The organism is Maribacter forsetii DSM 18668, from assembly GCF_000744105.1.
GTDB lineage: Bacteria > Bacteroidota > Bacteroidia > Flavobacteriales > Flavobacteriaceae > Maribacter > Maribacter forsetii.
Genome location: NZ_JQLH01000001.1, coordinates 1,480,916 through 1,495,425 on the forward strand (window position 1 = coordinate 1,480,916; position 14,510 = coordinate 1,495,425).

The 14,510-nt window shown below is 35.1% G+C and carries 9 protein-coding genes; 6 read left to right on the forward strand and 3 right to left on the reverse strand.

The genetic code is table 11. The features are described from left to right. Positions 1–16: 16 nt before the first annotated feature. Entirely contained in the window at positions 17–1,201 is a 1,185-nt protein-coding gene (locus tag P177_RS06290; protein ID WP_036153045.1) for a lipoprotein N-acyltransferase Lnb domain-containing protein, read from the reverse strand. 272 nt (positions 1,202–1,473) lie between these two features. Between P177_RS06290 and P177_RS19350 the strand changes: the two genes are divergently transcribed. Beyond that, a complete protein-coding gene (locus P177_RS19350) occupies positions 1,474–2,964 on the forward strand; it encodes a serine hydrolase domain-containing protein (protein ID WP_051941737.1) in 1,491 nt (496 codons plus the stop codon). A gap of 102 nt (positions 2,965–3,066) precedes the next feature. Here the strand turns inward: P177_RS19350 and P177_RS06300 are convergent, their stop codons facing one another. Beyond that, positions 3,067–6,519 (reverse strand): pyruvate carboxylase, encoded by a 3,453-nt coding sequence (locus P177_RS06300; protein WP_036153046.1) that lies wholly within the window; start codon positions 6,517–6,519, stop codon positions 3,067–3,069. A gap of 393 nt (positions 6,520–6,912) precedes the next feature. On the opposite strand from P177_RS06300, the gene P177_RS06305 reads away from it, so the two are divergent. The 5 genes from P177_RS06305 to P177_RS06325 all read left to right on the forward strand — a co-directional run bounded on the left by P177_RS06305 (position 6,913) and on the right by P177_RS06325 (position 12,664). Then, positions 6,913–7,650: a CDP-alcohol phosphatidyltransferase family protein gene (locus tag P177_RS06305; protein ID WP_036153047.1), complete on the forward strand. Its 738-nt coding sequence runs from the start codon at positions 6,913–6,915 to the stop codon at positions 7,648–7,650. A 27-nt stretch (positions 7,651–7,677) separates the two neighbouring features. Beyond that, a complete protein-coding gene (locus tag P177_RS06310; RefSeq protein WP_036153048.1) occupies positions 7,678–8,190 on the forward strand; it encodes a DinB family protein in 513 nt (170 codons plus the stop codon). Between the two features lie 236 nt (positions 8,191–8,426). After that, complete coding sequence (locus tag P177_RS06315) at positions 8,427–9,491, forward strand: flavin monoamine oxidase family protein (protein WP_036153049.1); 1,065 nt, start codon at positions 8,427–8,429, stop codon at positions 9,489–9,491. A 7-nt stretch (positions 9,492–9,498) separates the two neighbouring features. After that, the gene (locus P177_RS06320) at positions 9,499–10,443 is read left to right on the forward strand and encodes a tRNA dihydrouridine synthase (protein WP_036153051.1); all 945 of its coding nucleotides are present in this window, start codon (positions 9,499–9,501) and stop codon (positions 10,441–10,443) included. 40 nt (positions 10,444–10,483) lie between these two features. After that, positions 10,484–12,664, forward strand: a complete 2,181-nt coding sequence (locus P177_RS06325; protein WP_036153052.1) for a B12-binding domain-containing radical SAM protein — start codon at positions 10,484–10,486, stop codon at positions 12,662–12,664. A 54-nt stretch (positions 12,665–12,718) separates the two neighbouring features. Here P177_RS06325 and P177_RS06330 read toward each other — a convergent pair whose 3' ends face one another. Continuing rightward, complete coding sequence (locus P177_RS06330; RefSeq protein WP_036153054.1) at positions 12,719–14,416, reverse strand: alkaline phosphatase D family protein; 1,698 nt, start codon at positions 14,414–14,416, stop codon at positions 12,719–12,721. Positions 14,417–14,510: the final 94 nt, after the last annotated feature.

The following is a 14,510-nucleotide window of genomic DNA, read 5'->3' on the forward strand; positions in this document are numbered from 1 at the left end:
GTAGGGTAACTTAATTTTATTTTTTACTTAGTTGTTTACTCTTAAAATAATAAATGAGGTAAACATAGCGAATAGCTAATGCTAGTAAAACGATGATTAATAATATGGAAAACACTTGAATTTTAAACATCCACAGCATACAAGTGATACCCAATAATATGGTTAAAAATATGATGTAAGTAATCATCCATGATGGAATCTGTTTTTTGATTACTATAAATGCTATGATAATGTTTGGTGCAAATGCCCAAAGGGAATTGAAGTTGGCTTTGGTGGCTAAATGATCTGTTGCAAACCACAGGAATAATATAAGTACACCTGCTAGTCCGGTTACAGTAAATAACCCGAAGTCTAACCATTTATTTCTGCGAAGATTTTTATAATCCGTATACGTAATGTAGCAGACCAAAAGCAATACTATGCTTAGCCAAAATAAAGGGGTTAAAAATAGGGGAGACCTATCTTCTTGTTCTGGTATGTCTAATAATAGAGTTTCCTTTTTAACTATAGGTTTGCCATCTAAAGTGGTGTGCTTCATTTGCTCATACACATAAATAGGTAAGAACAAATGCTCGTAAGGCGATGCCTCTCTATCAATTACAGAGCCTAAAGCTAAATCAATACCAAAATTGGACCACGAATTCGGATTCAATTTTAGACGAATCAACTCCCTAAATGTTAATTGCTCTTCTAGGTGGTTATAATCGAATTTAAAGGTATTACCCAAAGTTTTTTCAAATACCAGAGGTATTCTAGTGGCACAATTATCGAACAAAAAGTCATACTTATACTTCTTGTTCTCGGGCAGTAAGTTGTGCTCTAAAAAAGTGATAATATTATTGCGCTGTTCTAAATTGACATCTAGCTCTTGTTCCCTTATCCATCGTTTTTCTTGCTGGTAAGAGTACTCAAAATACTTGAACGGAATTCTAGAAATGGTGTATGATAGTTTACCACGTGTAAAGTTCAGATAGAAATTAGGATCTTCAAAATCGTAAGTTCCGTAACCGTAAACTTCGTCAATACCTAGAGTTGGGTCCTGTAGTCTTATAGCGCTATGCCCAAATTTGGCTGCTAAATCTTCACCTGTACCAACGGTCAATAAGCTGATTTTTGATAATGGTGATAGTTGTGCATTTTGAGCAAGACTCAAAGATGCAGTAAAAAAGAGTACTAAAAGAAATGTGATTTTTCTGAACATATTTTTACTAGTTCATAGCAACTGCAAAGATGCAAATAATAACAGACTTGAAGTAGGTTGGATTTTTTAAATTTCTCTCAATTAACTTTTTAAAGATTGAATGGTTTAGAAATAAGTATTTAGCTGAAATGGTGATAGTAGATTAGGCAATATTATTTCGGTTCTGATTGTCAATTTTATTTATTGCTTTGATTTTATATTTTTTATGCGCTACAAGTGTAACAATTACCAAAGAGAAGCATCTTTAAGATAATTCATCAATCAATCATCTTATGCAGAAGCTGTCTTTTCTATCTTTTTTTATTTTTTATGTGTTATTTACTTTGCAAGTCCAAGGGCAAACTAAACATAAAAGCCAAATTGATTCTTTGTTAGAGGTTTGTTATCAGCGTGGTATTTTCAATGGTAACGCTTTAATCTTAAACCAAGGGCAATATATTTATAGTGGAAGTAAAGGCTTTACAGATGGAAGTAAAACTCATGAGCTTAACAAAAAATCAGTTTTTGATATTGGATCAATTTCTAAGGAGTTCAATGCTGTTGCCATTATGATGTTAAAGGAAAAGGGCTTATTAACTTTAGATGATAAAATTTCGAAATATGAATTGGGATTTCCTGATTGGTCAAATAATGTTACTATTAAAAACCTTTTACAATATACTAGTGGTTTACCTTTAATTGACTGGGAAAATACACATGGGGATAATGATATTTATCAAAATTTAAAATATCTAAAAGTTTTAGAGTTTGAGCCGGGAAAAGGGTATCTCTATAGTAATAATAACATATTTGTTCAACGGCTCATTATTGAAAAGGTTGTTGGTAAATCTTTTAACGAATTTTTACTTGAAGATATTCTAGAGCCTTTAAATATGAATAATTCCGTTATTGACCATCAATATGCTAACTCTAATTTTGTAAGAGGGTTTAATAGTAATGAAGTTAATGATCACGAATTGGAATTGAAAATGTCTGGTTGGGTATGCCCGTCAATTGGCGATTTGGAAATTTGGACCACAAAACTAATGTCTAATAAAATTATTTCTAAAGAGTCATTATACTCGCTTTTTGAAGCTTATTCAGATGAAAGTCAATCTGCTTTAGGTAATGGTAAATTTAAAAATGGAGAGTTGATTAGTTACGAACATCATGGCTCATCAATGAATTATGAGTCTATTGTACATTTCAATTTAACGGATAATTCTTCGATAATTTTAATGACAAATAGTAAGAGTTTAAAAATTGGAGAAATTCGAGAGGCGATTACTCAAATTTTAAATGATAAAGACTTTTATATACCACAAAAATCTGTGTATTTAACTATACGAGAAAAAACTTATAATGATGTGGACAAAGGGATTGCTTATTATAATAGTTTAAAGGAGTCGGATTTTAGTACTTATAACTTTTCAGATAAATGGGAGCTTGCACGTTTGTCATACAAGTTATTTGAAATGGATAAAAATAAAGATGCACATAAAATCTTAAAATTGCTAGTTTCGGAATTGCCGTCTGAATCAGAAGAAGCATTACAATTTTTAGGGTCAAGAATGTTAAATGAGAACCAAGTAGGTAAAGCCATTTCTATATGTGAATTGATGGTATCTAAATTCCCTTCTGATAAATCTTATAGTGGCTTAGGTGATGCATTTTTTAAAAATAAGGAAATAAAAGAAGCTCTTAATAATTATAATAAATCCTTGGAAATCAATCCGGACAATGAAAATTCTAAAAAAATGATTTCGAAAATAGAAAAAATGTAGCTTTTTTAATTACTTGTTATTAAGCAAACAAGTAAACGTTAAAACAAAAGCCACCTAAAATAGGTGGCTTAAAAAATATGTGCTAAAAAAGTACTACTGAACTTATGAAATGGTTACCACCAAATCATCTTGCTTTACCATACTACCTTCTTTTAAACTAATTGATGCTACTTTACCAGATTTAAATGCGGTAACCGTAGTTTCCATTTTCATGGCTTCAATAACGAATAAAGGATCGTTCTCTTTTACTTCTTGGCCTTTCTTGACCAAAACTTTATATAGAGACCCTTGTAATGGCGCTCCAATCTGATCATCATTTGCTGGGTCTATTTTTTCGTTTTCTTCAATTTTTAGATTTAAGGAAGTATCTAAAACATCAACGAATCTATTTTCCCCGTTTACCTGAAAGAATACGGTTCTCATACCTAACTCATTCGGTATACCTACAGAAAGTAATCTTACGATTACAGTCTTACCTGGTTCTAATTCTATTAAGGTTTCTTCACGAAGTTTCATGCCATAGAAGAAATGCTTTGTTTGTACCAATGCTAGGTTACCGTATAGTTTATAATTTTCATGTGCTTTTTCAAACACTTTTGGGTATAGGGTATACGAAAGAAAATCTTCCATTTCTATAGCACGTGTAAATCCTTTTTGAAACTTCTTTTTAAAGGCTTTGAATTCCTTATCGAAATCTGTTGGTGCTAGATGAGCATTCGGTCTATTTGTATAAGGCTTCTTGTTTTTAAGAATGATTTTTTGAAGCTTTTTAGGAAATCCGCCAACGGGCTGACCTAAATCTCCCATAAAGAAACTAATAACAGAATCTGGGAACGATATTTCCTCACCACGTGTCATGACGTCTTCTGTAGTAAGTTCGTTCGTAACCAAAAATATGGCCATATCGCCAACAACTTTTGAACTTGGAGTTACCTTGATCAGGTTTCCAAAAAGTTTATTTACATCGGCATACATTTTCTTTACTTCATCAAATCTATCGCCAAGACCTAATGCTGTTGCTTGCGGGCGTAAGTTTGAATACTGTCCGCCAGGTATTTCATGACCATAGACTTCTGCAGTACCAGATTTTAATCCGGATTCAAAAGGATAATATAACTCTCTTGTATCTTCCCAGTAGTTAGAAAACTGATTCAGCTTCGGCATATCAAACTCATGTGCCCTTGGCTGACCCTTCATCATTTCAACTACCGAATTAAAGTTGGGCTGAGATGTTAAGCCGGATAATCCGCCCAATGCAACATCAACAACATCAACACCTGCTTCAATTGCTTTTAAGTAGGTAGTTGTTTGTAGTGAAGAAGTATCATGTGTATGTAAATGAATAGGTAGCTTAACCGTGTCTTTTAACGCGGTTACCAATTCCGTAGCAGCATACGGCTTTAAAAGTCCCGCCATATCTTTTATAGCAATCATATGCGCACCGGCATTTTCTAGGTCTTTTGCAAGTTGCGTATAATATTTTAAGTTGTATTTGGTTTCGTTTACATTAAGAATATCTCCTGTATAACTCAACGCTGCTTCGGCAATACCGCCAGTTTTGTTTCGTACGTAGTTAATACTAGGTTCCATAGCTTTCACCCAATTGAGCGAATCAAAAATCCTGAATATATCTACGCCGTTTTCCCAAGATTTCTCAACGAATTTTTCAATCAAATTATCTGGGTATGCCTTGTAACCAACTCCGTTTGAGCCTCTAAGAAGCATTTGAAATAATATATTAGGTACAGCTTTGCGTAGTTCACGTAGCCTAGTCCACGGACTCTCATGTAAGAATCGCATACTCACATCAAAAGTTGCACCGCCCCAAACTTCCATACTAAATGTGTTTGGGTGATTTTTGGCATAACTCTCCGCTACGCGCAACATATCATACGTGCGCATTCTTGTTGCCAATAAAGATTGATGGGCATCGCGCATGGTGGTGTCCGTATAATGAATCTTCTTTTCATCCATTAACCAAGCACAAAATTTCTCCGGACCCATTTCGGTCAGCATATCTTTTGTTCCCTTCGGATGAGCTTCTAACGGATTGAATTTTGGAACCTTCGCGTTTCTAAAAACTTTGTTTTCGTCTATATATTTAACATCAGAATTACCATTGACAATTACCTCTGCCAAAAAGTTCACCACCTTAGAGGTTCTATCTTGAGAAAGTTTTATATCAAATAGGGCAGGGGTGTTCTGTATAAAGTTTACCGTAACCTTGCCATCCTTAAAAGTAGGATGCTGAATTACGTTCTGTAAGAAATGAATATTGGTTTCAACACCTCTAATTCTAAACTCTTTTAATGCACGTACCATTTTACGTGTAGCGCCATCTAGTGTTCTACCGTGCGAGGAAACTTTTACCAACATGGAATCAAAAAACGGACTCACCTGATAGCCTTGGTAAATACTACCTGCATCTAAACGAATACCCATACCAGAGGCACTTCTATACGTAGTCACTGTGCCGTAATCCGGGGTAAAATTATTAACCGGGTCTTCAGTAGTTAATCTACATTGAAGGGCAAAGCCATACGTAGCAATGGTCTCTTGACCATATATTTTTATTTGCTGGCTATCTAATTTGTAATTACCGGCAACGAATATCTGTGTTTTTACCAAATCAATACCGGTAACCATTTCTGTAACCGTATGTTCAACTTGTATTCTTGGGTTTACTTCGATAAAATATATGTTGTCATCAGGATCTACTAAAAACTCTACCGTTCCAATATTGTTATAGTTGACCTCTTTGGCAATGTCAACGGCATATTTGTAAAGATTCTGTTTTACTTCTTCACTGACATTATGCGAAGGTGCAATTTCTACTACTTTTTGATGACGACGTTGAACAGAACAGTCACGTTCATGCAAGTGGCGAATATTACCGTGGTTATCGGCTACGATCTGTACTTCTATATGTTTAGGGTCTTCTACATATTTTTCAAGAAACATGGTGTCATCGCCAAAAGCGTTTAATGCTTCGTTACGGGCAGAATCAAAATTCATTTCTAGATCTTCATCTTTTCTAATGATTCGCATACCACGGCCACCACCACCAGAGGCGGCTTTTAGCATTATCGGGTATCCTATGGTTGCGGCTTCAGCCAATGCGACTTTTAAAGATGTCAGTTTCTTTTTATTGCTTTCAATAATGGGAACATTACATTTTACAGCAACTTTTTTGGCGGTAATTTTATCCCCAAGAGCATCCATCACTTTTGGATCTGGACCAATGAAAATAATACCGTTAGCGGCACATTGTCTTGCAAATTCAGAGTTTTCAGATAAGAAGCCGTATCCTGGGTGAATGGCGTCTACATTTTTAGCCTTTGCCAAAGCTATAATCTGCGGAATGTCCAAATAAGGTTTTAATGGCTGATTGTCTTCACCTATTTGGTAAGATTCATCGGCTTTGTTCCGGTGTTGAGAATAGCGGTCTTCATAAGTATAAATGGCAACTGTTTTAATGTTTAGCTCTGTACAGGCACGTAATACACGAATTGCAATTTCACTTCTGTTGGCTACTAAAACCTTTTTAATCTTCATTTTTTGGCAATGTATTTAATGGTTAGTATTTATAAATATTTGTTATAAAACTTCAATTTTCTTCTGAAATTGTTACAAAGGCTATAATTTAATTCTAAAATATCAACTAAACAATACTATGCATGCATAATATTTTTCATTTAAGAACTAATTTGTGATATGACCCTTTAAAAGGTAGTTTATATTTTAATACCATGTGCTTAAGTGATTGTAAATTTGATTGTTGTACTTCCCTAATTTCAATGAGTAACTTCTAAAGCGTTACAGAATATCAATGGTCTAAGAGCTTTTTAGCTCAGAATACCAATACCACCATATAATTATATTAATTTAGAGCAATAATTGAGATAAGGTTTTCTGCCTTTTTGAGATTGTGATTATAGACCGACGATTATGAAAAAACATATACCCAATTTTATTACTCTTTTGAACGTGTTCTGTGGCTGTGTGGCTACTATGTTCGCTGTCATGAATAAATTAGAACTTGCAGCTATATTTGTTGCACTAGGTATTTTCTTTGATTTTTTTGACGGATTGGCTGCGCGTGTTTTAGATGTAAAAAGTGAACTGGGTTTACAGTTAGATTCTCTGGCGGATATGATTACGAGCGGACTTGTGCCTGGTGTTGTCATGTTTCAATTATTGGCAATGTCTCAAACGAGTGAATGGGGAGATGGTGCTCACTTATTTATGGAGGCTGGTAAATTTCAATACATTCATTTGATCCCGTTTTTTGGATTTATAGTGACAATGGCTTCTGGATACCGATTAGCGAAATTTAATATCGATGAAAATCAGACGTCTTCTTTTATAGGTCTGCCAACTCCTGCAAATGCACTTTTAATTTTGTCACTACCATTAATCCTTCTGTATCAAAACAATGATTTTTTAAATAGTCTTATTCTTAATCAATGGTTCTTAATCATCTTAACTTTGGTAAGTGCCTATCTGTTAAATGCTAATTTGCCGCTTTTTGCTTTAAAATTCAAGAATACTAGCTTTAAGGATAATGCTATGCGTTATATCTTTTTGATAATTAGTTTAGTGCTTATCGTTACCATGAAGTTCATGGCAATTCCTTTAATTATTCTATTTTACGTAGTAAGTTCTGCTATACAAGAGAGACTTTAAAAATAGAATTATTTAGGAAGATTGATTATGGAAAATGAAGAATATGAATTTTGGTTAAGTGGACCTATTCAGGACGTGCCAGATTTGTTGCAACCAGCCGCACATGCTTTATTGCAATCTGAAAGAGAGCTTAAAAAGTATACTCAAGATTTCCCAAAAGAATTACTTTGGGCTAAAGCTGCAGGTAGAGCTTCTGTTGGTTTTCATATGAATCATATTACAGGTGTTTTGGACAGAATGTTAACGTATGCCAAAGGTGAATCGTTATCAGAGGAGCAGTTTCAATTTCTAAAAGCTGAGGGTTCTTTTAATCTAACTACTGAAGTAGCCGATTTGCAAGAGCAGTTTTCAACAAAGGTTGCGGAAGCTTTAGCATATTTTAAAACGTTACCAGAAACTTCATTTACCGAAAAAAGAACGGTGGGTAGAAAGAAATTACCATCTACCGTAATCGGTCTCTTGTTTCACGCTGCGGAGCATAGCCAAAGACATATTGGTCAGTTATTGGTAACCGTTAGCGTACTCCAATCAAAGCTTTGATGATTTTTTTTACCAAATGAGTGTAAAAAGTAATAATGTCAGTTCGAGTGCTTCATTTTACAATATTTTCATTGAAAATAGAGTGTGTCGAGAACCTTTCTGTCTAAAAGGTTCTCGATTCAATTTATGTTCCTAAAAAGGGAATAAAATCACTGGAACTGACAGTAAAATTAGGTACTCAACAAATTTGGCAATAGCTATTTTATCATTTATTTTAATTAGAATAACTTAACAACATGAATACATCGGTAGTAATTATCGGCGCAGGATTATCGGGTTTGTTAACTGCGTATTGTTTACAAAAACTTGGCTTTGATGTCAAAATATTAGAGGCACGAGATAGAATAGGAGGTAGAATACATACCTTCCAATCTGGGAATACTAAAGTTGAAATGGGAGCTACTTGGTTTAATCAGGCTCATTACCATTTGGTAGATATTATAGAGGAATTTAAAGTTCCGTACTTCGAACAATTTATGACAGGTACATCTTATTTTCAAACATTTTCAAATGTGCCACCACAAGAAATAGCGGTTCCAAATGATAGTCCTAGTTACCGATTTAAAAACGGAACTATTGATTTACTCAATTCAATAGCTGCTAAACTTAAACCAAATACTATTTTTTTAAGTGAAGAGGTCAGTGAGGTAAATGTGATTGATGATAATGTTGAAGTGAAAACCAATTCTCGCACATTAAATGCAGATATTGTTATTACTACATTGCCACCGGCAGCGTTAATAGATCAAATAACATTTACGCCTCAATTACCAAATGAGTTGGTTTCATTGGCTGAACAAACTCATACGTGGATGCAAGATTCCATAAAAGTTGCCCTAACCTATAAAAAGCCGTTTTGGAGAGCGCAAGGTAAGTCGGGTACGATATTTAGTAATGTAGGACCTTTGACCGAATTCTACGATCAATCTAATCTAGAAAATGAATCGTACGCCTTAGTTGGTTTTGCTTCTGGTAGCTGTGCTCGTTTTACTAAAGAACAGCGAATTGAAAAAATCGAGGCACAATTGAAATTGGTATTTGGGGATGATGCGCTAAATTATATATCATATCATGAAACGGCTTGGTATAATGAAGAGTTTACCAAATCTCATAGACAAGCAGATAATTTGTTTCCGCATCAAAACGGAGGTCATGCAATGTATCAAGTACCCTTATTTGATAATAAATTGTTTATTTCTGGTGCAGAAACCTCAAAACATCACTCTGGTTACATGGAAGGCGCTATTTTTGCAGCTGAATCTGTTGTTGCAAAACTGAAAAGTTTGCACCTAACGCAGTAATACATACATGTCAGTTACCTTATTATCATCCCCATTACAGGGCTTTACCGATTTTAGATTCCGAAATGCTATCCATAAATATTTTGGAGGTATCGATACCTTCTATGCACCATACATTCGCTTAAACGGTAAAATGGTGATTAAGAATTCGTATCAGAAAGATTTACAGCCAGAGAATAATACCACCTTAGAAGTAATACCACAGGTAATGACCGGTGATGCCGATGAATTCCTGTTTGTGGTAAAATATATTCAGAGTTTAGGCTACAAGGAATTGAACTGGAATTTAGGTTGCCCTTACCCCATGGTAACCAAACAAGGTATGGGGAGCGGACTCATTTGTAATCCAGAGAAAATAGACCATATTTTAAAACGTACGCACGAAGAAACCGATGTGGTGGTTTCTATGAAAATGAGAATGGGGTATGAAAATGCAGAAGAGATTCTAGATGTTTTTCCTATTCTAGATACCTACCCGTTAAAGAATATTGCTATTCACGCACGTATTGGAAAGCAATTGTATAAGGGCGGAGTAGACCTTAATGCTTTTCAGAAGTGTGTTGATAGCACTAAACATACATTATACTATAACGGCGATATTACTACAGTAGCGAAGTTTCAGGAAATGAAAGAGCGCTTCCCCACAATTGAAAACTTTATGATGGGAAGAGGTTTAATTGCCGACCCATTTCTGCCAAGTATGATTAAAAACAATACGACGGAATATCCAAAAGACCGCTGGAAGATTTTTTCCGAATTTCACGACACCATCTATCAGCAGTATGATGAAGCATTATCAGGACCAACACCTATAAAAATGAAAATGCGGGGTTTCTGGGAATACTTTGCACTTTCAACTTCTAATCCGCATAAGGCATTCAAAAAGATAAAAAAGGCTAATAATCCAAGAGCATATCAGCAGGCCGTGCGTGAGATATTGAATAATGAATGAGGTAACTGTTATCTTTGCAGCATTGTTCTAAAATAACTTTGTGAAAGACCTTCTTTTAATAACACCACCTTTTACCCAATTAAATACTCCTTATCCGGCAACGGCTTATATTAAAGGTTTTTTGAATACAAAGAGTATTTCTTCTTTTCAGTCCGATTTAGGGATTGAGGTGATTCTAGAACTCTTTAATAAAGATACATTTCAGCAACTTTTTGACATGGCTTTTTCTTCGGATGCCATGGTGACTGAAAATTGTCAAAGAATTTATGCGCTTCGTAATGATTACTTGAAAACCTTAGATGCTGTCATTCTCTTTTTGCAAGGAAAAAATGACACCTTGGCTAGGCAATTATGTACCGATAATTTTTTGCCACAAGCTTCTCGTTTTGAACAGTTAGATGATTTAGAATGGGCTTTTGGTAATATGGGTATGCAAGATAAAGCCAAACATTTGGCAACCTTATATCTTGAAGATCTTTCAGATTTTATAGTAGAATGTATAGACCCCAATTTCGGATTCAGTAGGTATGCAGAACGATTAGGGCGCAGTGCCAATTCATTCGATGAGCTTCATAATCATCTTAACGAAGAACCTACTTTTATTGATGAGTTAACGCTAAAGATTTTAAAAGAACAGTTAGAAGAAGTACAACCAAAATTGGTATGCTTTTCGGTTCCTTTTCCGGGTAATTTATATAGTGCTTTTCGTTGTGCCCAATTTATAAAATCAAATTATCCTGATGTAAAAATTGCCATGGGTGGCGGATTCCCAAATACAGAACTACGCAGCCTTACCGATGTTCGTGTATTTGAATTCTTCGATTTTATAACCTTAGACGATGGTGAGCTTCCTTTAGAATTGGTACATCAATATGTGGTCAATGAGGAAGGGGAGTTAAAGCGTGCTTTTGTATTAGAGGATGGTAAAGTGGTTTATAAAAACGATAGTTTAAGGCAAGATTACAAACAACAAGATGTTGGTACACCAGATTATGCCGATCTGCAATTAAACAATTACATTTCCGTCATTGAAATTGCCAACCCCATGCACAGTTTGTGGAGCGATGGTCGTTGGAACAAACTTACAATGGCTCATGGTTGCTATTGGGGTAAATGTACTTTCTGCGATATCTCTTTAGATTATATAAAAATATATGAACCTGTAGCGGCTTGTTTGTTGGTTGACCGTGTAGAAACATTAGTGGAACAAACCGGGGAATCCGGATTTCATTTTGTAGATGAAGCGGCACCACCTTCTTTAATGAAAGCTTTTGCTTTAGAGGTTTTAAAAAGAAATTTGACTATTACCTGGTGGACGAATATCAGGTTTGAGAAAAACTTTACCCAAGACCTTTGTTATCTCTTGAAAGCATCGGGTTGTATTGCGGTTTCTGGTGGATTGGAAGTGGCATCTGACCGATTGTTAAAACTCATAGATAAAGGTGTAACGGTTGAGCAAGTGGCGCAAGTAACACGCAATTTTACCGAAGCCAACATTATGGTGCATTCCTATTTAATGTACGGCTACCCAACACAAACCATTCAAGAAACAGTTGATAGTTTAGAAATGGTGCGCCAGTTGTTTGAATTGGGTATTATTCAATCTGGTTTTTGGCATCAATTTGCATTAACGGCTCATAGTCCCGTTGGTTTACATCCGGAAGAATACGGAGTTATGCCAGATTTAAAAACCATCAGCTTTGCGAACAACGATATTGACTTTAAAGATAAAACGGGGGTTGACCACAGTAAGTTCAGTTTCGGATTAAAAAAATCGCTTTTCAATTTTATGCACGGTATCGGTTTTGATATGAGTTTGCAAGAATGGTTCGATTTTAAGATTCCACCTTCTACCATAACCGCAGATTACATTTACAATTGCCTGCAACAAGAAATGGTGTTAACTACAAAATCAACCGCTAAAATAGCATGGATAGGTCCAATGCCTATTACTGCCGAACGTGTAAAGAAGAAAAAAGGCATGACCTGGCAGAAATTAGAATTCAGTTTTCATACCAATACTGATTTGTATGAGATAACCGTAGATAGGGATAAAGGAGAATGGTTGTTGTCTACGTTAGAAAAAGTGAAGCCTGAAAATAAACCTGTAAGTTACGGTCAGTTGAAAAAAGATTACGAATCTCAATTAGAAGACTTTGAGCTGTTTTGGTATTCTAAGCAAGTAACAGGTTTACGTGATCATGGACTATTGGTATTATAAAAAAAATGTCGTGTCGAAAATGCAACACGACATTTAATTTTATTTTAAAATTATTTAGGAGTAGCTTAAAGAATATCCTATTTCTGTAGAATAGCTTTCTGATAATAAAGTGTCTACAAAAATCCATTCAGACGTTACATCTGTAGTTGTAAATGTTGTCATCATATATCCTCTTCTTGATGCATCAAAATAATTTAATCCGTCTATTAATGCTACTAAAGCTTCTTGAAAACCTGCAATTAATTCAGGTGAAGAATTTGCACCAAGATATGTTTCAAAGCCGGGTGAGCTAATTGAGGATGTTGCCAATTCTATACCTACTTCCGTTCCATTTTCTGAAGTCAACGTATTTTGCCAAGCATTATGGGTATCGCCAGCAAAAGTTACTATCTTTTTGCCGTTTAATGTGCTATAAATAATCTCCCTGTCAATTGGGTAGCCGTCCCAAGCATCTAAATTATAAGGTATAACGGTAGTTACTCTCGCAATTTCTTCTGCACTTAAGCTAGGGTCGTTATTTAATAATCTTAACTTGATGGTCACAAGTTCTGTTAGAATGGCACCAAAATTTTCAGTTCCAAATGCAGTTAATAACTCCACCGGTATGTTCATTTTACCCATGAGTACTTGCTGACCTAAAACCTGCCATTTGGCAGAACTACTATTTAGTTCAGATATAATCCAATCTCTCTGTGTTACTCCTACTATAGAACGGTTTGGGTCTGTCAATGCAGTTTGAAATGCTAGGGCATCAAAGCCTGTTGCTGTATAATAATCGCCAATATTTAATTGCTTATCCCTACCTATTAGACGGGTGTCCATTAAAATAAGATTAACAAGGTTGCCAATATTTACAGAACGGTAAATAATGCTATTGTCATCTGCAGCTATTCTAGAGAAAGGTAAAAACTCGCTATATGCTTGTAAAGCATTTTGCTTTCTGACTTCAAAACTGCCTTCTGTGGCTTCATCATGATTTTCTGCTCCTTCTTTATAGGTGTCATTGGCAATTTCATGATCGTCCCAAACACAAATGAACGGTTTCTTTTGGTGGGCTAATTGTAAAGAAGCATCTGATCTATATTGCTTGTATCTTGTTCTATAATCATCTAGAGAAATAATTTCTCCCGCAGGTTCATGAAAACGGTTTAAGAAAGCGTTCTCTTCTGTAGAACCGTATCCACCGGCGCCATATTCGTAGAAGTAATCACCTAAGTGCACAATGATATCTGCATCTGAATTTGCCATGGCATCATACACATTAAAAAGACCTGCTTGGTAATTTGAACAAGAGCATACTGCTAATTTAGCCTGAGTGGCATCGGTAGGTAATGTGATGGTTTCACCTACAACGGAAATTGAATTGTCTGTTGTACTAATAAATCTATAATATAGTTTTTGGTCTGCATCTAGCTCTGTTAATTCAATGGCCAAAGTGTTGTCCCTAGAATCTTCAGTTGTTATTTTTCCGGTTCTTAATATATCATTGAAATCCGATTGCGTAGAAACTTCCCAGATAATTTCAACATTTGCGGTATTAAAACGGCTCCATATAATAACTCCGGAGCTACTTGGGTCAAAACTGGCTACGCCATAATTGAAGTTTTGTACCGTTAATTGCGATTCGTCATATTCAACTTGTAGATCATCATCATCGCTACAGCTTATAAAGTTTGGAGCTAAAATTAATCCTCCGGAAGCCATTAAGGTTTTTTGAATAAAATTTCTTCTTGTATTTTTCGTCGTTTTCATCTGGTCGTTTAGTTTCCTCAAAATTGTTTTAATTCTGATGAATCAACGTTAGTTGAACTTTATGTTTATGTTATTGAAACTATTGATGATAATA

Excerpts from the sequence above, each read along its gene's own strand:
- P177_RS06290 (WP_036153045.1), bottom strand. The coding sequence starts at position 1,201 with ATGTTCAGAAAAATCACATTTCTTTTAGTACTCTTTTTTACTGCATCT.
- P177_RS19350 (WP_051941737.1), top strand. The coding sequence starts at position 1,474 with ATGCAGAAGCTGTCTTTTCTATCTTTTTTTATTTTTTATGTGTTATTT.
- P177_RS06300 (WP_036153046.1), bottom strand. The coding sequence starts at position 6,519 with ATGAAGATTAAAAAGGTTTTAGTAGCCAACAGAAGTGAAATTGCAATT.
- P177_RS06305 (WP_036153047.1), top strand. The coding sequence starts at position 6,913 with ATGAAAAAACATATACCCAATTTTATTACTCTTTTGAACGTGTTCTGT.
- P177_RS06310 (WP_036153048.1), top strand. The coding sequence starts at position 7,678 with ATGGAAAATGAAGAATATGAATTTTGGTTAAGTGGACCTATTCAGGAC.
- P177_RS06315 (WP_036153049.1), top strand. The coding sequence starts at position 8,427 with ATGAATACATCGGTAGTAATTATCGGCGCAGGATTATCGGGTTTGTTA.
- P177_RS06320 (WP_036153051.1), top strand. The coding sequence starts at position 9,499 with ATGTCAGTTACCTTATTATCATCCCCATTACAGGGCTTTACCGATTTT.
- P177_RS06330 (WP_036153054.1), bottom strand. The coding sequence starts at position 14,416 with ATGAAAACGACGAAAAATACAAGAAGAAATTTTATTCAAAAAACCTTA.